The sequence below is a fragment of the Paraflavitalea pollutisoli genome (assembly GCF_029360705.1).
Lineage (GTDB): Bacteria > Bacteroidota > Bacteroidia > Chitinophagales > Chitinophagaceae > Paraflavitalea > Paraflavitalea pollutisoli.
On sequence record NZ_JARKMX010000014.1, the window covers coordinates 737,034 to 756,956 of the forward strand.

Here is a 19,923-nt window from a genome sequence, read left to right on the forward strand (position 1 = left end):
CTTTCTCTTCCAAAACCCATCGAGCCATGCGAACTGCCCCATCCCTACTGCTTGCAGCAGTCAGTATGTTGGTACTTTCTCAAAAGAGTACAGCACAGGATTCCACTTCCTCTTCCACACTCACCCTTGGCAGGGTGACCTTACAAAAAGAATATACGCAATCCATCACGATCAAGGGTACTGACCTGGAAAGAATGCCTTTTGCGTCCCTGTCCGAGGCACTGCAGGCGTGGAGCCTTGGCTACCTGAGCACCGATAACAACATCATCTTTGCGGTCGACGGCGTGATCATCAATGATGTGAATGTGTATAGCAAATATGATATAGAAGAAGTAGTGCTGGTGCAGAATGCGGTCAGTACGCTAAATGGTGCCACCACCTCGCAGGTGCTGGCCCTGGTCAAGACAAGACGCCGTGGCCTTGGCAGTTCCGGACTCACCGTGGCTGGGCAGTCGTACCAGGTTAGGGCCGATCGGAAACAACATCCCAATCTACCAACGGATGCCACATCAACCATAAACTATTTTCATACCTATCACGTGGGAGGCTATTACAACAGCCGGTCCGTTCAATTCAATGTATCAGCCAATTACCTGCGCGATGTCTCACCCTTTTTAGCCTCTCCGGGTGTACAGGTCATAAAGCCGATGAGTAATGACCGGTTAGGCATCAATGGCTGGCTACAGGCACAACTAGGACGAGCCCATGAACTTACCTTTCGCATCAACGCCACGCCGCAGTTTGGCGGGTTTGAAGAACGCATTGACAGAACCAATCCCGTTTGGAACTATTTCAATACACGCAAAGACAGGATCTCCATTGTCAATCCCTCATTGGGCCTAAGGTCCAGCTTAGCCAAAGGATTAACGAATGAATTCACGGTCGTTTACGCCACGGGTACAGGCAAAGTGGATGTTGAAACCGAACAGAAAGGGGCCGCCATTTCTTATTATAAGGGACACTCCACCACGAAAGCCAATCAATGGGTAGTCATGGACAATGTCACTTACCACGCGCCGTTGAATAAAGATTGGTCACTGAACCCTTCACTGAGTTTGTTTTACCGACATGTTCAGCATGAAATTACATCCTCTTCCAGTACCCAGGCACCTGGCGGCGGATTGGGTGGCGGAGGTAGCCTGAGTTCCAGTACCACGAAACAAAAGGGGGCTATCTTCCTCCTGACCCCCTCCATCAACCTGTATTACCGTAAGAGCTTTAATCTCCAGGCGGGTGTTCAAACCAACCTGTCTAAAACCAATGGAGCGCAAATCAACAAAGTACTACCCTTCGCCACCACCAGTATTGATGTTGTGAAGCTCTTCAGGCCACAAGGAACCACCAGCTTGCAGTTATTCGGTTCCATTGGCCAGGCCGACAACCTGGGCGATTACCGGCTGAATCTCGAAACGACTGTCTATATCCCCACCTTTGGCTATTTAACTTACCTGCCTGCCATTGCTCCTTTTCAACGGAAACAATCGCTGTGGAACTGGCATACGGGTACCAGACTAGGCTTATGGAATGGCCGTTTAACAGCTAACTATGCGTATGAAAGTCGTAGTTATGTTGGTATTCTTTTCCTCTCGGGGCCTCAAGGTCCATTGGTCACATTTGAAGAGTTGCTATCGCAGTCGCACAATCTCAACCTGCAATGGCAGGTGATGAATAACCAGTCGCTTAACTGGCGCACCAGTGTAAGTGCCGTGGCCACCCAACATCAAGTCAAGGGTTTGCAGCCCACTACTCCCACCCCACCCAATCCGGCCATATCACTCGACAACAAATCGACCTGGACGGGCGGTTGGGCAAACCGGGTAATAGCCTTCCAACGCCTGACAGCCGGTATAGATGTTCTCTATGCATTCAATCAGCCTAATTATGTATTGGGACTGGATATGGAACGCAAAGATGTAGTGTCGCTGGCCAATGTGTATGTGGGTTATGTATTTTCGTTGAAGGGCGCCAGCACACTGGAGTGTTATGCCAATAGCAGAAACCCTGCCCAAGACAAAGACCTGAACAACATTGCTTCTTACAAATATTATGGATTGGGATTCAAGGCTACATTGTAGGTAGTAGCTCTAAGCTGGCTTTACTATCAGGCTACCTGATCCTTATAAAGGGGCAATGTGAAGGAGAATGATGTTCCTTTACCGGGTTCGCTTTGCACAGAGATGTCGCCACCATTCTTTTGCAGAAACTCTTTACACAATTTCAGGCCAAGGCCCGTACCTGTTTCTGCATTGGTGCCTTTGGTGGTAAAATAAGCATCGCCGAAAATGCGCTGCATATGTTCGTGGCTCATACCAACGCCCGTGTCTTCGACCGTCACCTCTACCTGCATGGACTTTTCTGTTGCTCCTACATATACGGTTCCATGTTTGGGAGTATACTTGATCGCATTCGACAGCAGGTTGCGCAATACGAGGTTGACCATCTCCCGGTCTGCATAGCAATACATGGGTTCATCCAGCCTGCATTCCAGGTACACCTCTTTGTTCTCTGCCTGCAATTGCAACAACTGTAGTACCTCGATCATCATGCGTTGCACATCCAATACTTCGGGATTGACGGTAGCATGTTTCATTTGCGATTTGGCCCATTGCAGCAGGTTTTCCATCAGACTGGTCGTATAATTCATTTCTGTGGCAATACCAGGCACCATTTCTACGATCTCCTGTGGCGATAATTTATAGCGCTGCATGTTGTAAAACAAGTTGCGTAAAGCGTACATGGGCGTTTTGAGATCGTGTGCTATGACGGAGAACAGCTTGTTCTTTACCTGGTTCAGCTCCGACAATTCGCGGGTCTGTTGCTCCAGCAGTAAGGCCTTTTCTGCAATCACCTGTTTCTGCCGGGTGATCTCCATGGTCCTGCGGTGCAGCTCACGGCTTTTCCCTATGATGCTTTGCTGATAATCAGTATTTTCCTTTTTGATCAGGAAAAGCGTATAGAATATGAACCCAAGTGCCGTGATATGATGAAAAACAAACAGCCAGTAATTAACAGCCGCCAGCCTGAAGTAATAATCATGAGGCACCACCGTAGCAGCCAGATAGCAGGCTGCCGACCAGCAGAAGGCAAAGATGATGCTGGGCAACTTCTGGAGGAAAAATACGGCCATCACGCCATAGAGGATGAAAAACAGGGAAACACCGGCATCTACTTTTCCCAGGTAAACCAGACAGGTAACCAGGGGATATATGCTGAAATATACCAGTCTTGCAGCCTCATAATAATGTTCGTAGGTCAGCCACAGAATGATCACACCAATGGCCAATGGTGACACCACTACATACCAGACCAGGGGTGGTAAATGATCGTTGCTGAAGATCCCTGCCAGGGTGAGCAGCAGGCCCGCCAGCATGCTGAAGAAATTAAGCTGGTTGAAGATACTGAGCCGCCGTTTCTCATATTCCTCCATATTACCGTGTACGCCGATCGATCTGATGAAATCCCATAGCTGGTTCATCGATTGGAGGATGGGCTGCACGGGAGATGATTTCCCAGGATTGAATTTGATTAGGCGTATCAGGGTTGGTGGTTTTAAGAGATATGAGGAAAGATAGTCATAAAACTGTTGTAATGCAAGCTTGGGGCAGGCTTCATCTATTATAACAATACAATGTGTTGGAAAACATATCGATAAGGCTGTTGCTTTTTCAAAACTCCCGTTGGAAATCCAAAATATATGTTAATTTCACCGCTTTAATTACCCAAATTAATCACTATGAAAAGACTTACACTCCAGCTTTTTCTTTGTTTGATCCTGATTAGTGCAGTAATACCCGGCAGCTATGCAGCCACCGCCTCCGAGCCTGTTACAACTACTGCACCTGCTTCTGCTGAGCCCGATCCCAACACCGTCAATGCTGCTATGAAAGAGTTCAAGAGCCTTTCCCGCGCTGAAAGAAAATCAAGGATGAAGGACGCCAAGAAACTGCTGAAGCAGTACAAGGCTGATAAAAAGGCTGGGAAAGACGCCGAGACCGACCAGGTGCTGCTCGCCATCCTGGCTATCCTGCTGCCACCGCTGGCGGTTTACCTGAAAGTAGGTGAAATAAACGGGAAGTTCTGGTTGAGCCTGATCCTGACCCTGCTTTTCTGGATCCCCGGTGTGATCTACGCTTTACTCGTTGTATTCGACGCAGTATAATCGAACATATTGTAACCTTTTATAAAAGCTTCTCTCCTAACCGGAAGGAGCTTTTTTCTTTTATACAAGTAATTGTTAAAGCCCCTGCTGCCGTATGTAGCCGTTCCCTTTCCTGCATCCAGTAACCATAAAATCATACGTTATGCAAAAATTAATAGCTGTCCTGACATTGATGATCCTGTTTGTCGCCTGTGCTCCCAAAAGCCGTCCTACAGTCAGTGAAAGAGCCGATAGCCCGTTGACCAATACCCGTTGGAAACTAGTCAAGCTGACCAGCCTGCCCAATGGGCTACCCCCATTAACCAAAGATGTATTCATTCAACTGGATACCGGGAGGATCAAAGGGTTTGGTGGTTGTAACAATTACTTTGGGGGTTATACCCTGTCTGGCCAAAGCCTGCGGTTTACAGGCGTTGGCAGCACCAAAATGTTTTGCCAGGAAACCATGGAGGTAGAGAACAAGTTGTTTAAGGCCATCAACAGCACCAATCAATACCGGATCACGGGCACTAAACTGGAACTGCTACAGGATAAAGAAGTGCTGGCAAGTTTTGAGGCGCTGTACCTGCAATAGGTCTAAATTGTATTTTTGGTTCATGGTACAAGCGTATAATTTTCTGGCCAGCTGGCAGCTGTTTCCCGAAAAAGGCAGTTATGAGTTTGGTGACAGGCCCCGTTCCGGTATCTACAAATTGGAGACGGTTGAAAACGAGCGGTTGTTGGTGGTCAACATGAACTGGGTTACCCTGGAAAACCAGGCTTTTGAATCGAAATATGTACTGGTACCCGATGGCCAGGTGCATAGTTTTGAGAATACGGAGATCGCCGACAGCTTTAAGGTCAACTTTATAGATGGTATTACCTTCGAAACGGAGTTCTTTAAGAACAGCCTTCCCGTTCTTCATGTCACCAACGAGATCATGCCCAATGGCTATATGAGGATCACGCAGAAGGGCTTCACGCCTGCACAACGGGAGTATACCAATGTGGAGTATTATCACAAGCAGCTAAGTGTGCTACCCTATGCAGCGTCTGTGTCGGGCGCCCTGGTCAAGGCTACGGAAGAAGGGGTGATCCGCCACAAAGCCCTGACGGCAATGGAAGAGCAGACCAATATGCAGTTGGTGCAGATCCGGAAGCAGATCGAATTGCTGGCCCTTCAGGCGCAGGAGATCCAACAACGAAAAGAACTATCGATGTTGATCTATAATGCCAAATTAAGTTTTGCCCCCGTGATCGGACAAACCTATTACCTGTACGAAAAGAAAGACGACAGTCATTTGTTGTCGTTGGTCAGCCCCCGGGAATGGGGCGGCGGCGCAGGTCCCTATAAGCGATTTGTAGCCACCGTGAAGTTACTGGCCGACCACACCTGGATGGAGATGGTATAAGATCAACAGCTTCATAACTGAGTTGGCCTACACCAGACCACATAAAAAAAGGGTACCTCATAACGAGATACCCTTTTGCCATAGTATAGGTTGCTTAATCCTGTTTTTTGGATTGGAGGATAGGCTTGGCAGGCAAAGCCTTCTTACCTTCCTTACTGTCAATAGCGGCATCCTGTGTAGGTAATATACCTGGATTCACCGGTGTGACGGGCTTTTGCTCTACAGCCTTCTGGTCACTAGGCAGGTTGCTGTTGCCTTGCAATCGGGCAGCCGGACGTATGCTCCGTTGCGCACTACGGGCAACACCACCGCCGCCGGCATATTGCACGCCTTTCAATGAATTTCTCTTGATGAGGCTTCCGGCCGTTTCCCTGCCTTCATTGGGATCTTTCGCTGCTTTCGCTACCCGGGCCGACCTGTTTATGCTGGGACCAAACTTCAATCCAGGCGCTGTGCCATTCTTCAATTGACTACCGATGCTTTCATCTGTTTTGAATTCCTGTGCACTTGATTGAAAAGTACAGGCCAACAGTATGCCCAATACAATCGCGCAATTTTTAACTGTATGCTTCATGGTCATTCTTTTTCTGGTTACTTAATGCTTACCAATATGTTGATCTTTCCAATGCCCTGACCATTATAGTCCTGCAGGGCTTTACCGATCACCTGTCCTACTTTCACTTTATCGGGGTCAGCTTTCATAGCGACACCGGCGATAGAGGAAGTAACGATCAGATCGCCGCGCTTAATAGCGCCGCCTTCCAGGCATACCTTCGTTGGCAGTACGCCAATTACACCCATGGGTACCTTGCCGGTCAGGTCGGCGTCGATGTTCTCTTCTGTGAGCAATACACCGGGCTTAGTCGCGTATACACCTGCTACGAGCATGGAATACGGTTCGGCTGATTTCTCCACGGCACGGTCCTTATCAGTAGCAATGACCAGCACATCACCAGGTTCGTATTGGTTGATTGTACCCGTGACATCGAATGCTTCCGCTACGTCTGCGCCGCTTGCCTGTGTACCACCGTTGAAGAAACCACGGCCGGCTTTGTTGATGCGGGCTACGTTGGTACCACCGCTCTGGTAAACTGCCAGGCTGCCACTGGCTCCTGTATGGTTGATGAGCAAGGTGTTGCCAGTACCATTAGTACTTATTTGTACAGTAGGTTGCCCATTGGCTGCGTTGAAGTTGGCAAAGCGACCTGCCTTACCTGTACCGAAATTGGGGATCCATCCAAAGATCGCATTGCCACTACCGTCGCAGGTGGCTTCTACACCGTCACCGGTACCACCCGCATTGGCTGTGATACCATTACCTGCACCTTCTGTCAATGCCAGCAAGGCTGGGCCATTGCCGGCAGGGTTACTGGCATAAAATAAACCTGCATACCCGCCTGTACCTGAAGACTTACCGTAAACACCGGCTGTGCCAAAGTTGGCAAAGATGGAGTTTACTTCCCCCATCACTGCTGGTGACGTACCTGTTGTTCTGTCGACCATGAAGTTACCCGCAGTACCATTACCCACGGTTTTCACGGTTATTACATCGCTTTCATTGTCTTCGTTGTAGATCTGGAACCGTCCTGCACGTCCGGTAGCAAAAGTGGGAACCCAGGCATACAGGGCATTACCGCCGCCATCGATGTTGGCTTCTATGGCATTACCATCCTTACTGGCATTGGCGGTGATCGCATTGCCATTACCATCGGTGATCGCCACTAAGGAAGCGCCATTCCCCGAAGGATTGGAAGCATGGAACAAGCCAGCAAAACCACCAGTACCAGAAGATACACCGAAGATACCCGCAGCACCAAAGTTGCCGAAGATCGTCTTTACCTCTCCACGTACGGCCGCTCCTACACTATTGGTATTGTCTACCAGGAAGGAAGCAGCATTACCTTGTGTATTATCAGGAATATTACCATTGCCGTTGGTCTCTACTTCGAGGGTGTTACCCAGGTCATTGTCACTGTTGGTATTGGTGAAACGACCAGCGCGGCCTTTACTGCTATTGATACCCACCTGCCCCAGCACACCAACACCTGTACCGGTGGCATTGGTAGCCAGGAAACCCCTTACGCCATAACCACCGCCATCGTTGCGACCTACTACCGCACCGGCAATATCGCTGGTAGTACGACCTACAACCGCTTCACCAGCGCCATTGTTGTCGCCGACGATACCAGCCGAGGTCTGTTGGTTAGTAATACCATGGATACCAAATCCAGCACCGGTAGAGCTCCGAACACCTGCTCCATTACCTGTTGTAGATACGTTAACAACTGTACCATTACCCACCGAATTGGCATTCAGCACCGTATTGTTATTTGAATTATTGAATATGGATATGCTGGCAGGGATACCATTGTTGGAGGTGGCCGTTAAACCAGTACCTGAATTGCTATTGGCATATACACCAGTTCCATTGGCACTGGAGTTGCCATAGACACCGAGGCCATTGGGGGTAACACCATAAACACCCCAGCCAGAACCAGCTTGAGATCCCCATACACCTATACCAAGACCACCGCTGCCGTTATTAATACCGCGTACAGCGGAAGAAAAGCCTCCAGGAGCTGTCGAGGTAATGATGCCGCGTACCGCGGCAATGCTGGAAGTAGTGGTATTGTTGATCCCTTCTATGGAAGTACCATCACCATCGTTCTCTATTGAGAACAGCGTACTGGCGTTGTTTTCAAGTGTGATGTAGGGTAAAGCAAATCCTCCACCTCCCAACGCAGAGGGAGCCCAGTTGATACCATCGAATTTCAATACCTGACCAGCTGCAGGCGCCGTGTTAACAACTGGCGTCCCCTGCAGTTTAACCACTATCGGACTGGGATAGGTACCACCGAGATCACCGCTGGCAGGACCTGTTGCACCAAAGGTGATACCCGGGTCGAGCTTGGCCAGCGTAACAGCACCATCGGCCAGTTTGGGCGTGGTGATGTTGGCATCAAGCACCTTCACAGTAGTTACTGCATTATCGGCCAGTTTAGCGGTCGTTACGCTCATGTCAGCGAGCTTGGCTTCTGTAATATTCGCGTCAACCACTTTCGCTGTCGTGACTGCATTGTCGGCCAGTTTCGGCGTAGTCACTGAACCATCGGCCAGCTTGGTGGTGCCTACCGCACCATCCATGATCTTGGTAGCGCCTACCGAGTTATCCGTAAGCTTTGCCCCTGTGATATTGTTGTCGGCTACCTTGGCGGTAGTAACAGCGTTATCAGCGAGCTTCGGCGTAGTCACTGAACCATCGGCCAGCTTGGGTGTACCCACTGCACCATCCATAATCTTGGTGGCGCCTACAGAGTTATCAGCGAGCTTGGCGGTAGTAACAGCTCCATCGGCGAGTTTAGCGGCAGTGACACCTGCATCCATGATCTTTGCGGTGCTGACGGCATTGTCGGCAATCTTAGCGGTGATCACCGAACCATCGGCCAGTTTGCCAATGGTGATGGCTGCATCAGCGATCTTGGCGGTCGTGATGCTGGCATCGGCAACCTTGGCGGTCGTCACTGCATTGTTGGCAATCTTACCCGTCACCACGGCGTTGGGTGCAATGGAGGGATTGGGATAAGTACCTGTTAGATCGCCTCCTGCCGGACCACCCGCACCTGCTGAATTCGCATACATCGCGTAAGGAACGGACAGCAGTTGTGTAGTGCCTATGGAGGTTAACGCATTGCCGTTTTCCGGATCGATCTCTACCTGCATGAACTTGGCACCGCTCGACCAGTCGATGCCGGCCATGGTACCTGTTACATTGGTGGCACCTGCGCTTCCTACCTGTACATTGAACAGGCCTACCGTATTGGTCGTGAGCGAGCGTGTTTCTGAGTAGGCAATGGTACCATTGGCGGAGCCATTACGGATACTCAGCCTAAGTTTGATGGATTTATTGGCCAGTACGTTACCCACTGCATTGCGGGCTACACCCTGGTAATTCAGCAAAGCGGGTGCCTGTGCCATGGAGTACAGGGCTGCCAGCTGCAATACAGTAAGCAAGCATAAAATTCGCTTCATCATTTGATGTGTTTTGAGGTTTGAGAGATGCTAATTGATTAATAGTTGGGTAGTGTGCTACCTACCTGTTGCGCCTACCTGTTATCGATCTTGACGACGCGGAAGCCGCTGTGGCGGATCACCGATTTTTTGTCAGAACGAAGTCTGCTTGGATAGAGCGTGGCGATCACGAAATAGGTACCGGATGGATACCTCGAAAGATCGAAGTAAGCGATACGCGAAGCGTTGTTATATTCGCGTTCTCTCACCTCCAATACTTTCCCGTTACCATCGGTCAGTTGCAGTCTGATGAACCCGGATTCGCGAATGAAGAAGTCGAGCTCAAACCTACCCACGGTCGGATTGGGGAAGAGCCTGAATTCGCCGGGAGCGAAAATGAGCGATAGATTGGAGTTACCAGTAATCTCTGTTAGTGGTTGTAGTATGCCATGCGTGAGCAGCACGATACTATCGGCAGGTGCGAGCGATTCGATGATGGTCATTTCGCCAAGGCTCCAATCGAAACGATAATAGGAATTGGGGTCACTGGATGTACCTCCCGCTACATTGAGTACCGAGGGCCTGATCGTTTGTCCCGAACCTTGTAACGCGACGATCGTCAACAGCAAAATGAAACATGCTTTGTAAACTTTGTTCATAAGCAGCCGGACTTTATTTTAAAGGTTAATAATGCCATTGCACAGCGGTATACTCCGTGCCGGAAGCACAGAGCTATGCCTGAACAGTAAAGGGGATTAGGCAAAAAAGGTAAGGGCTGCATCAGCTTCATGCAGCATAACACGGTCAGCGCTACCGGAAATCGGTAGTCATATACATACAGGTATCAAGGCAACTACAGGCGGTGAAAGTTTTGATCTGCAAAATTCAGTGGTCGGGCATGAAAGGCAACAGCTATTCAAAAAGGTACGTAGGGATCAACTACAGGACGTAAAAATAGATAGTTTTTCAAATATAAAAAACTCCCACTTTGTGGTAATTTTTTTGAGAAGACAATACCCGAATACAGTCAAACTATACACTATACCACGAAGAAGGTATACGACTGGGTTGGATAATGATTTTTGGTGCTACCAACAGCGATAGGTTGGGTATTGATCAGGTCGGTGCAGATAATGTCTGGGATAAGTTAATGGGTTGGTCGGGGGTTGAAAAGATTGGACGATGTACCAATGAGTAGGCAGGATTGGCATGGTGGTTAAAAAGAGAAAGTCTCCTGCAAAACAAGAGACTTCCCGCTATAGCATTTGTGCCTTCAAAGGAACCGGTTTAAGTGCTTGTTCATAGGTAATGGAATCATTCAAAGGACTTACTATGTTGCCAGACACTGTCGGTGACAGGTCCTGTTTCTGATCAAAAGAGGTGGAGCGCATGATGATGTCAATTCAGAAGGTCCACATAATCCGTCCAATTCAACGCTTGAAAGCATTCCGGAGGGCCCCACCAGCCTTTACAAAGAACTATCTTGAAGAAGAGCCGGCCGAAGCCGAAAAAGCAATCAGTCCATTTTCCAATTGCCACCCTTCGGTGATATCTGTCGATTACTTTACAAATTTGCAAACTAACACCTTCATCTCTGTTACGGTTTCGGTAAAACGCGCTTACGGAAGCGGGAAATTGCGCAGCCAGGGGGCTGGAATAACATATATAATAGGTTGACACGATACGGATTAGCCGCCCGGTTATTGCCAGCAGAACGAGCCCTGGGGGCATAGGGGGCAGCTACAGTCCTCCCCAATGCGTCAGTCCATGGCTTAGGTATCACCGGTTGCCGGGACCACAGCCCTGGCTACAAAAAACATCCGGCAGGTCCACCAGCGTCTTTGCTAGCCAACCTGCCGGATGGAAAAAATACAGCTGTTGTATTATAGCTGAGAAAAGTAATTGGGATAATCCGTGATGATGCCGTTAACGCCCAGTTTGATCAGGGTCTGCATCTCCTCTTTCGTATTCACGGTCCAGGGTACCAGCTTCATGTTGTGCTGTTTGCAGGCAGCCACCATATCAGCCGTTACCAGTTTGTACGCCGGGCTGTAAACATCCGGGGTGAAGCCCAGTTTCTTCAGGTTGTCTTCCAGGCTCATCTTCGGATCGCCGGTCAAAAAGCCGATCGTCGTACCGGGATACTTGTTGTGTACTTCCTGCAGCGGCCTGAAGTCGAAGGACTGGATATAAAAACGATTCCCGATCTTCTTGCTTTTCACAACGTCCATGACCGATTTGATCATCTCTTCGGGGCCGGCATTGTAGTTGAGCGTATCGTACTGGGGACTGGTCTTAACTTCTATGTTGTAGATCACCGGTGTTCCCCCGCGCGCGGCTGTAAATGCTTCTACCGAGTCGATCAGTTCACCCAACAAAGGCATATAGCTTTTTACTTTCTGCTGTTGTGGCCAGCCATTGTAGGGTTTGGAACCTACATCAAACTTACGCACATCGGCATAGTTCATCTGGCGCCATACAAACTTCTTCGCCTCTTCTTTCGATATCTCTTTGCCATCTTCCGTCAACGTATGGTTAACATTTACATACGGATCATGCGCGATCATCACCTGCTTGTCTTTGGTAATATAGATATCCACTTCGACGAAGTTGGCTCCCACCTCGATGGCCTTGGTCATCGCAGGGATGGTATTCTCGGGCATCAGGCCCCGGGTCCCCCGGTGCCCTTCTTTATAAAATGCAGGGTACTGAAAATTGGTGGTCATTTTCTGAGTGCTTTTACAAGCAAACAAGCCTGTCAGCGCAAGGGCAGCTGTAACAGACAGCATAGGCAGCATATGTTTCATGGAGTATTCAATTAAGGCGGCAAATATATACCCATCGACAGGATGGGGATGTTATTTATTTGTTGCGGCGGAAGTCCCACGAATCGTGATCGGCATCACCCTCATTGGTATCCCGCGGGCGGTCTACATCTTTCACGGTACGGTGTTCTTCGCCCACTTTGTGCAGTGGTCCGAGTTTGATCTCTTCGGGATCGGGTAACACAGCCCCTTCGGAGGTTTCTTCAGGGTTTGCGTTATTATCGTAACCGGTATTATTGGTTTGCTCTATCGCCGACTCTTCGGCTGGTCTTTTCTTGTCACCCATATTGCATCTTTTTACAGCATGAACAAATCAGGCACATACAATCGCTGGTGGCGAGATCGGCTACACGCCCGCATCAGGAGCTTACCATTTTACCCGAAGGGTGAATCCCCAGGTCTCAGGATTACCAAGGTGAACGGCTCCAAAGTCGTACGCGTAACTGATGTACTTTCTGTTACCTAAATTACGACCCCAGAAGAGAATTTCCGCATATTTGGTGATGATTCCTGCCCGTGCATTGAGCAGGTTGTAAGGTGATTGACGAATGTTATTCGACAGGTCGAAATATTGCTCGCCGAGGTATTGCCACTCACCACGCGCCATCAACTGCACCGTTCCTTTACGTGTTACGGGCACCTGGTATTGCAGGGCCAGCATGGAGGTCATATCCGGCGTAAACAATTGTTTCTTACCGGCGAGGTCTACCGCATTACCATTTTGCGACACTTTCAGTGTTTTGTATTCCGCATCGGTAAAGCCAACCTGGTAATTCACTTCCAGGCCTTTGACAGGCAACGCTGCCAGCTCTATCTCCGCACCTTTGCTTTGGAGCTTACCAGCATTCCTGGTCACGGTGATGGCATCGGGCAGCACCAGCGTCGGTACCTGTGCGTCGGTGATGGTGGCATAGAACAACGCTACATTCACCCGCAGGCTGTTATTGAAAAAGGTATTCTTGCTACCGAGCTCAATATTGTTGCTGTACTCCGGTTTATAGGCGTAAAGCGGTGGCGTAGATGGATCGGCGGCCAGTTGCGTTAAACCACCGGCACGATAACCACGGCTATACGTAACAAACAGGTCATTGTGGGCGGCTGCATGGTACAAGACGCCAAGTTTGGGGGAGAAGGCGTTGAAATTGGCATGTGCCGAAGTATCGGGCTGAAAGTCGAACACGGGCGTTGGCGAACCGTCGGGCAGGTATTCACCCAACACCTGCTGTTTCTTGCGCTCATAATCATACCGCAATCCTGCGATCAGTTCCCATTGTTTGTTCAACACATAGTTACCCTCTCCATACAAAGCAATACCAAAGCCCTTGCCGGTAGAGGTATTGACCAGCGCATAATTCTTTTCGGGCGATCCCATCATCTCGGCATCTTCCCCGAAATGGGTAGCCTGCTTCACCGGGTTATCGAGTGCAAAGAGGTAGCTGCCGGCCGTCCAGCGGAAGGCACTGGTATTGGCAGACGTGAAGCGAAATTCCTGGGTCAGTACTTTCACTTTGTTCCAGTCATTGCCGTAGTTGTTGATAATGGATACGCCGTCGATGGGCGAGAAGTCGCCGTCGATGGGATCTTTGTAATAACGGTGGTTGGACTGCCAGGCCGTTTGCGAACTGAAGTTGAATCCACGGCCGGTATGGTTGATAGACAGCGACGCATTGAGTGTGTTATCCACCATTTCGGTGGTCGCATTCTGGTTGAGTTCGAAAGGATGTTCAAACGCATTGTCTACACCGTTCACCAGGGTGAAGGCGCCGTTGTTGCGATTGGCCACATGTTTTACATTGAGCGTCATCGACCAGGCCGAATTGACGATGTACTTCAGGAAATAGTTGCCGGAAAGGCTATGCTGTCGATCGAAGTCTTTGTTGTTGTAGAGGTTGGTATAATAACCATCACGGCCATCATAGATGCCCGACACGCCCAGGTACAATTTATCCTTGATCAAGGGTGCACGGAACCCCACTGCGTAACGCTGCTGGCCATAGTTGCCGATATTGGCTTCGGCAAATCCCGTGATGCGGTTGGTAGGTTGTTTGGTGATGATGTTGATCACGCCACCCATCGCATTACGGCCATAGAGGGTACCCTGTGGTCCACGCAATACTTCTATGCGCTCGATATCATTGAGCTGTGAGATATAGGTATCCAGGCCAAACTGATTCACACCATCGATGTAGGTAGCCACGGCCGGATCGTACGATGTCGTGGTAATACCCCGGATGGAGGTTACGTTCCTGCCATCACCCGGATCGGCCGAAAACAGGTTGGGGACTACTGCCGTGATCTCACGGGTATTCCACAGGCGATAGTTCAGTACTTCACGGGAGGTGATGGCCGACACCGTCACCGGTATCTTTTGCAGTTTCTCTTCTTTCTTTTGCGCTGTCACGACAATCGCATCGAGGCTGTCGACAGTTTGGGCATAGGCACCAGAGCACAATAAGGTACCGATCAATGGATAAAATAGTCTCATATGAATCGTTCAAAAAATTGAAGGCCAATATTACGCATTAATCGTACAGCCTGTGCAGGAAATCACGGCAGACGGCCCACCGTAGCCCAACAAAAAACCCGCCATGGGCGGGTTTTTCTATCAACTGTTCTGATCGTCTCATTTTGGCAATTCGGGCCGGTCCATTTTGTAGGGGACACCGGTGATGGCATCAAGAAAGGCCATCAAGGCTTTTTTCTCTTCGGGGGTGAGGTCCAGCTTTTTGATCAGGGGATCCGTTTTGGGGAACAAGGGATCATTAACCTGGTCGGGCTTGGGTTTGGGCTGCGGCATACCAGCACTGTACATATTGAGAATACCCTCGATATTGTCGAACAAGCCATTGTGCATCCAGGGGCGTGTTTTCATGACATCGCGCAGGGAGGGTGTACGAAACTTGCCAACATCTCCTGCCTCTTTGGTTACGTTATAACGGCCAAGGTCTTCGTATTTACGTCCGTAGTAGGTAAGACCAATATTATGAAACTGGTTGTCGGTGAAATAGGTTCCGTTGTGGCAGTTCATACAACGTGCTTTGGTGCGGAACAGGTGCAGGCCCTGTATTTCTTCGTCATTCAACCGCTGGTACTTGCCATTCATAAATTCGTCGAAGCGGCTGCGGCGGCTGGCCACCGAGCGTTCGAAAGCAGCCAGGGCATCCAGGATGCGGTCGAGGTTGATCTTCTTATCACCATATACTTTTTCAAACAGCGGCGGGTAACCGGCGATGGCCGATAACTCGTCTGGTATGGTCGGCGGCTCCTGGTTCATTTCATGAATGGTCGCCATGGGGTTGATCGCCTGGTCTTCGAGACTGGCCGAGCGACCGTCCCAAAACAGCTCCTTTACCTGGGCCACATTGAGTATCGTGGAGGTATTGCGGGTACCCTGGCGGTGATCGTTACCGAGAGAAACCGTGCGACCGTCGGTCCAGGCCAGGTCGGGGTCGTGGCAGCTGCTGCAGGAGATCTGGTTGGAGCCCGATAAGCGCGGGTCGAAAAAGAGGAGTTTTCCGAGGTTGATCTTGGGGTCTTTCAGCTTGGCTACAATAGCGGTATCGACGGGCAATGCGGTCAGTTCTTTCCAATTGACGCCGGCATCGATGGTTGGTTGTGGCCATTCGCTGATGGACCGTGCATACAGGGCACGCAGGCTGTCGTTCCACGACAGGGAGTCTTCTACGGGTTGGGTGGTGGTGAAAGAAGCGATACCAGCCACCAGCGCGACGAGCAACGCTACTACGAGATACTTCTTCATACTTATAAATATACCTATAGTCGGTTCATAGCCACCATTTGCCCAATTGGCACTTAATCAGCTGGATGGATGGTGCTGTTAACAATAAAGCGCGGCAAAGTTCCTGTAACGCACGCATTTCTGTTTTCGAGAAGAGGAAAAAGGGGGCGAATGTGGTGAAAATCAGGTTGCCCGGACATTATTGCCGCGGCTTCTTGCGCCGGCTGCTGCTAAAACAAGGCCTGCCGCAAACAAAAAACGCAGGAACCCGGATGATGGTCCCGGTTCCTGCGTGTACACCTGCTATTTTGTTGTGCTGTAACGGCTGTCTGTGACTTATTTCATCACGAGGATGCCGTTGGCGAGCAACCTGATCTCTTTTTTGGGCTCGGTGATGGCGTCGATCTCTGCCTGCGGTTTCTTCGCATCTTCTGCGTAGTGGCGGAGTTCGTTGACCGAAGTCGTCTTGATCTTTGCTTCTGTATCCAGTACGACGGTTTTACCGATCATATCCATGGGTACGAAGAATGCATAATCTTTCATTTTTACGAAAGCAGTGGTATTGTCGTCCACCTGTACTTTCATCCAGCAACCTTTTTTGGGGCATACGTCCAATACCTTGGCAATCACCTTGGTTTGACCGATGCTGTCTTGTTTATCGAGGGCTGCGGGCAGTTTGGAGATGTCCATCGCGCCTTTGGCGTTGATCTTGGCTCCGTAAGTATCACCTGGGTTGGCGGGTCCTTTGGGAGGTTGGGCCTGGGCCAGGGATAAGGTTGTAGCGGCAATAGCCAGCAATAAAAGCTTTTTCATATTGTAAATACTGCTTTAATTTAGACTACAAAGGTGCATAAATAGGTCCAGACTTGTTTACGAAAAGGGAAAATAGATCGCGTGGTGGTTGATTTACAGGCTGATAGATCGTAATTCACGGATGTGGGAATATTTTACGCCTTTTTTACCCTTAGGGCTTAATCTTTAGTTGATTATCCCTACCTTTGCAAACTCTTTAAAAGGGATGCTCATGAGTAGCCGCAGGAATTACGATATCGCATTCGTTGGGCTGAAGCCGGGAATCCATGAGTTTGAGTATGATATTGATGAAAAGTTCTTTGTAGAGTACCAAGAGCAGGACTTCAGAAACTGCAAGGCCCATGTGAAGCTGACATTGGATAAGAAGACGGGCTTTATGCTGCTGAAATTTGAAATAGGCGGCCAGTTGGAAGTGACCTGTGATCGCTGTGGTAACAATCTGCCCCTGCAACTGTGGGATGATTTCAACATCGTTGTCAAGATGGTGGAAGATCCCGAAGTGATGAACGAGCAGGAGGAAGATCCGGATGTATATTATATAGCACGTAGCGAAAGCCACCTGCATATAGCCGACTGGATCTATGAATTCATCAATCTTAGCATACCCATGCAACGCATGTGTGCCGAAGACGAGATAGGTGGTTCGCACTGTAATAAAGAAGTGCTGGACATGTTGAACAAGATGGACGCCCAACAAAAAGAATTACCCCAAAACCCTTTATGGAAAGGTTTGGAGCAGTTCAAAGACTTAGAAGACAATTGATTTTTTAGTAGTTTATAAATTTTGAGGTCATGCCAAATCCCAAACGCAGACATTCCCAACAAAGGGGTGCGAAGAGAAGAACTCACTATAAAGCTGAGAAGGTTACTTTAAGCAAGGACAGCACCACTGGTGAGATCCATGTTCGCCACCGTGCTCACGTGAGCGAGGGTAAGTTGTATTACAAAGGAAAAGTGGTTGTAGAGCAATCTCCCATTAAATAAGGCCTTTTAATACAAACCTTACCTGCCGGATGAATATTGGTTTAGATATGATGGGTGGAGACTTTGCGCCGCTCGAAGCGGTCAAAGGTATCCAGCTTTATTTGTCGGAAACTGATAGTCCGGCAATATTGTTTTTAACCGGTGACGAGGCACAGCTCAATCCGCTGCTGCAGGAGTATAACATTCCTGCAGACCGGGTGAAAGTGGTGCATGCGCCACAGGTTATTGACATGCACGAACATCCCACCAAAGCGCTCAAGGAAAAGCAACAATCTTCTATTGCCATCGGGTTTCACCTGCTGGCTTCTGGCAAAACAGACGCGTTTATCAGCGCCGGCAACACCGGCGCCATGCTGGTAGGCTCGATGTACTCCATCAAAGCGATAGAAGGTGTATTGCGCCCTACGATCTCCACGATCATGCCCAAGGAGAACGGTAAAACAGGCCTCCTGCTGGATGTTGGCATCAATGCCGACTGTAAGCCGGAAAACCTGAACCAGTTTGCCGTTCTGGGTTCCCTGTATGCACAGTATATCCTGGGTATCGACAATCCCCGGGTAGCGCTGCTGAATATCGGCGAGGAAGAAGGTAAGGGAAATATCCTGGCGCAGAGTACTTATCCCCTGCTCAAAGCCAATGATCAGATCAACTTTATCGGAAACGTCGAAGGCCGGGATGTGCTGGAAGACAAAGCCGACGTCATGGTATGCGAAGGCTTTACCGGTAATGTGATCCTGAAACTGGCTGAATCTATCTACGACATTACTCACCGCAAAGAGATCAAACACGAGTATTTCGATCGTTTCAACTTCGAGCTGTACGGCGGAACGCCGGTACTCGGTGTTGCCAAGCCCGTGATCATCGGTCATGGTATCTCCCATGCCCGCGCATTCTGCAATATGATCCTCGTGGCCCAGAAAATGATTGAAACCGACTTGATGAGCAAGATGAAAGCCAGCTTCCACGCTCAATAAAGTGTACAGACACGGATAGCTCGCCGGTGTACTACTTCAGCCTGCTGTTCCTGTTGACGAAGCAAGACCAGGCCATCTCCTTGCATTTTGATTTCCTATTGCGATGAAAAGCATCCTTGGGTACTTACGGTCCTATGCAGGCACGCTCAACCGGCCATCCTTTCTGAGCGTAAGCTTACTCATGGCCGTACTCGTCTACCTCAACTATACCTTCGGTATCGAACGCAGCATTATGGCCCAACCGGCATGGATCCGCCTGGGCGGTTTTCTTTGCCTGTACTTGTTTATATTCGGGGGTGCCTGGCTGCTGCAATCACTCTTCTCCCCCACCCTGCACAAAATGCCCCGCTGCTGGTATTGGCTGTTGCTGGCAGCCTGCGCCATCTTCGCGATCAAGGTATCGATGGATGATATCACCCGCTGGCTGACGGCCGGACTGACCGATCCCTGGGACCGCTATGGGTACTATGTACTGAACTGGCCCCTGAAATGCGCGGTGGTATTGTTGTTGATCTCCTTTGTGTGGCGGACAGGCAGGTTTACCGGCCCCGTGGCTGGCCTGCAGCTACGTGGCTTCGACGTAAAGCCTTATTGGTGGTTGCTGTTGATGATGGTGCCCCTCATCGCGTTTGCGGGCACACAGGCCGATTTTCAGCACACCTATCCCAAAATGCAGCGCATTTACTTCATCGACGACCATACGGCCGTTAGCTGGCCCTGGAAGCTTTTGTACGAGCTGTCGTATGGAGTCGATTTTCTCACTATTGAGGCCTTCTTCCGCGGGTTCCTCGTGCTGGCCTTTGCCCGTTTTGCTGGCGCCGCCGCTATTTTGCCCATGGCCGCCTTCTATTGTTGTATCCATTTCGGCAAACCCCTGTTTGAATGTATCACTTCTTATTTCGGAGGGCTGATCCTCGGGGTTGTTGTGCTCAATACCCGCAGTATCTGGGGTGGGCTGATCGTGCACCTGGGCATCGCCTGGCTGATGGAGCTGGCCGGCTACTATTTTGCGGGCCATTGACCGCTACCC

At 49.7% G+C, this 19,923-nt stretch carries 17 protein-coding genes; 8 read left to right on the plus strand and 9 right to left on the minus strand.

All coding sequences use genetic code 11. The features are described from left to right. The first annotated feature begins 26 nt into the window (after window positions 1-26). Window positions 27-2,075 carry a TonB-dependent receptor gene (locus P2W70_RS33330; protein WP_276485949.1) on the plus strand — a complete coding sequence of 683 codons (2,049 nt, stop codon included), beginning with the start codon at window positions 27-29 and terminating at the stop codon, window positions 2,073-2,075. Window positions 2,076-2,101: 26 nt separating this feature from the next. On the opposite strand, the gene P2W70_RS33335 is transcribed toward P2W70_RS33330, so the two are convergent. Next, entirely contained in the window at window positions 2,102-3,496 is a 1,395-nt protein-coding gene (locus P2W70_RS33335; protein ID WP_276485950.1) for a sensor histidine kinase, read from the minus strand. Between the two features lie 237 nt (window positions 3,497-3,733). Here P2W70_RS33335 and P2W70_RS33340 point away from each other — a divergent pair, with 237 nt between their 5' ends. The 3 genes from P2W70_RS33340 to P2W70_RS33350 all read left to right on the plus strand — a co-directional run bounded on the left by P2W70_RS33340 (window position 3,734) and on the right by P2W70_RS33350 (window position 5,550). Then, window positions 3,734-4,159 (plus strand): YqaE/Pmp3 family membrane protein, encoded by a 426-nt coding sequence (locus tag P2W70_RS33340; protein WP_276485951.1) that lies wholly within the window; start codon window positions 3,734-3,736, stop codon window positions 4,157-4,159. A 142-nt stretch (window positions 4,160-4,301) separates the two neighbouring features. Next, the gene (locus P2W70_RS33345; protein WP_276485952.1) at window positions 4,302-4,733 is read left to right on the plus strand and encodes an META domain-containing protein; all 432 of its coding nucleotides are present in this window, start codon (window positions 4,302-4,304) and stop codon (window positions 4,731-4,733) included. A 22-nt stretch (window positions 4,734-4,755) separates the two neighbouring features. Next, a complete protein-coding gene (locus tag P2W70_RS33350) occupies window positions 4,756-5,550 on the plus strand; it encodes a DUF2452 domain-containing protein (RefSeq protein ID WP_276485953.1) in 795 nt (264 codons plus the stop codon). A 94-nt stretch (window positions 5,551-5,644) separates the two neighbouring features. On the opposite strand, the gene P2W70_RS33355 is transcribed toward P2W70_RS33350, so the two are convergent. From P2W70_RS33355 to P2W70_RS33390, 8 genes are all read right to left on the minus strand, one after another. Then, window positions 5,645-6,124, minus strand: a complete 480-nt coding sequence (locus P2W70_RS33355) for a hypothetical protein (protein ID WP_276485954.1) — start codon at window positions 6,122-6,124, stop codon at window positions 5,645-5,647. A gap of 17 nt (window positions 6,125-6,141) precedes the next feature. Then, entirely contained in the window at window positions 6,142-9,582 is a 3,441-nt protein-coding gene (locus P2W70_RS33360) for a beta strand repeat-containing protein (RefSeq protein WP_276485955.1), read from the minus strand. Between the two features lie 71 nt (window positions 9,583-9,653). After that, window positions 9,654-10,217: a T9SS type A sorting domain-containing protein gene (locus P2W70_RS33365; RefSeq protein WP_276485956.1), complete on the minus strand. Its 564-nt coding sequence runs from the start codon at window positions 10,215-10,217 to the stop codon at window positions 9,654-9,656. A gap of 1,224 nt (window positions 10,218-11,441) precedes the next feature. After that, window positions 11,442-12,365, minus strand: coding sequence for a glycerophosphodiester phosphodiesterase family protein (locus tag P2W70_RS33370; RefSeq protein WP_276485957.1), 924 nt, complete (start codon window positions 12,363-12,365; stop codon window positions 11,442-11,444). Between the two features lie 55 nt (window positions 12,366-12,420). Beyond that, window positions 12,421-12,669, minus strand: coding sequence for a hypothetical protein (locus tag P2W70_RS33375; protein ID WP_276485958.1), 249 nt, complete (start codon window positions 12,667-12,669; stop codon window positions 12,421-12,423). 81 nt (window positions 12,670-12,750) lie between these two features. After that, window positions 12,751-14,868, minus strand: a complete 2,118-nt coding sequence (locus tag P2W70_RS33380; RefSeq protein WP_276485959.1) for a TonB-dependent receptor — start codon at window positions 14,866-14,868, stop codon at window positions 12,751-12,753. Window positions 14,869-15,006: 138 nt separating this feature from the next. Then, window positions 15,007-16,143, minus strand: coding sequence for a cytochrome-c peroxidase (locus P2W70_RS33385; protein ID WP_276485960.1), 1,137 nt, complete (start codon window positions 16,141-16,143; stop codon window positions 15,007-15,009). A 315-nt stretch (window positions 16,144-16,458) separates the two neighbouring features. Next, window positions 16,459-16,935, minus strand: a complete 477-nt coding sequence (locus P2W70_RS33390; protein ID WP_276485961.1) for a DUF4920 domain-containing protein — start codon at window positions 16,933-16,935, stop codon at window positions 16,459-16,461. A gap of 211 nt (window positions 16,936-17,146) precedes the next feature. On the opposite strand from P2W70_RS33390, the gene P2W70_RS33395 reads away from it, so the two are divergent. From P2W70_RS33395 to P2W70_RS33410, 4 genes are all read left to right on the plus strand, one after another. Continuing rightward, window positions 17,147-17,698 (plus strand): YceD family protein, encoded by a 552-nt coding sequence (locus P2W70_RS33395; RefSeq protein ID WP_276485962.1) that lies wholly within the window; start codon window positions 17,147-17,149, stop codon window positions 17,696-17,698. A gap of 29 nt (window positions 17,699-17,727) precedes the next feature. Then, window positions 17,728-17,919, plus strand: a complete 192-nt coding sequence (rpmF, locus tag P2W70_RS33400) for a 50S ribosomal protein L32 (protein ID WP_275832594.1) — start codon at window positions 17,728-17,730, stop codon at window positions 17,917-17,919. 29 nt (window positions 17,920-17,948) lie between these two features. Next, window positions 17,949-18,893, plus strand: coding sequence for a phosphate acyltransferase PlsX (gene plsX / locus P2W70_RS33405; RefSeq protein WP_276485963.1), 945 nt, complete (start codon window positions 17,949-17,951; stop codon window positions 18,891-18,893). Between the two features lie 103 nt (window positions 18,894-18,996). Continuing rightward, the gene (locus P2W70_RS33410; RefSeq protein ID WP_276485964.1) at window positions 18,997-19,914 is read left to right on the plus strand and encodes a CPBP family glutamic-type intramembrane protease; all 918 of its coding nucleotides are present in this window, start codon (window positions 18,997-18,999) and stop codon (window positions 19,912-19,914) included. The last annotated feature ends 9 nt before the right edge of the window (window positions 19,915-19,923 follow it).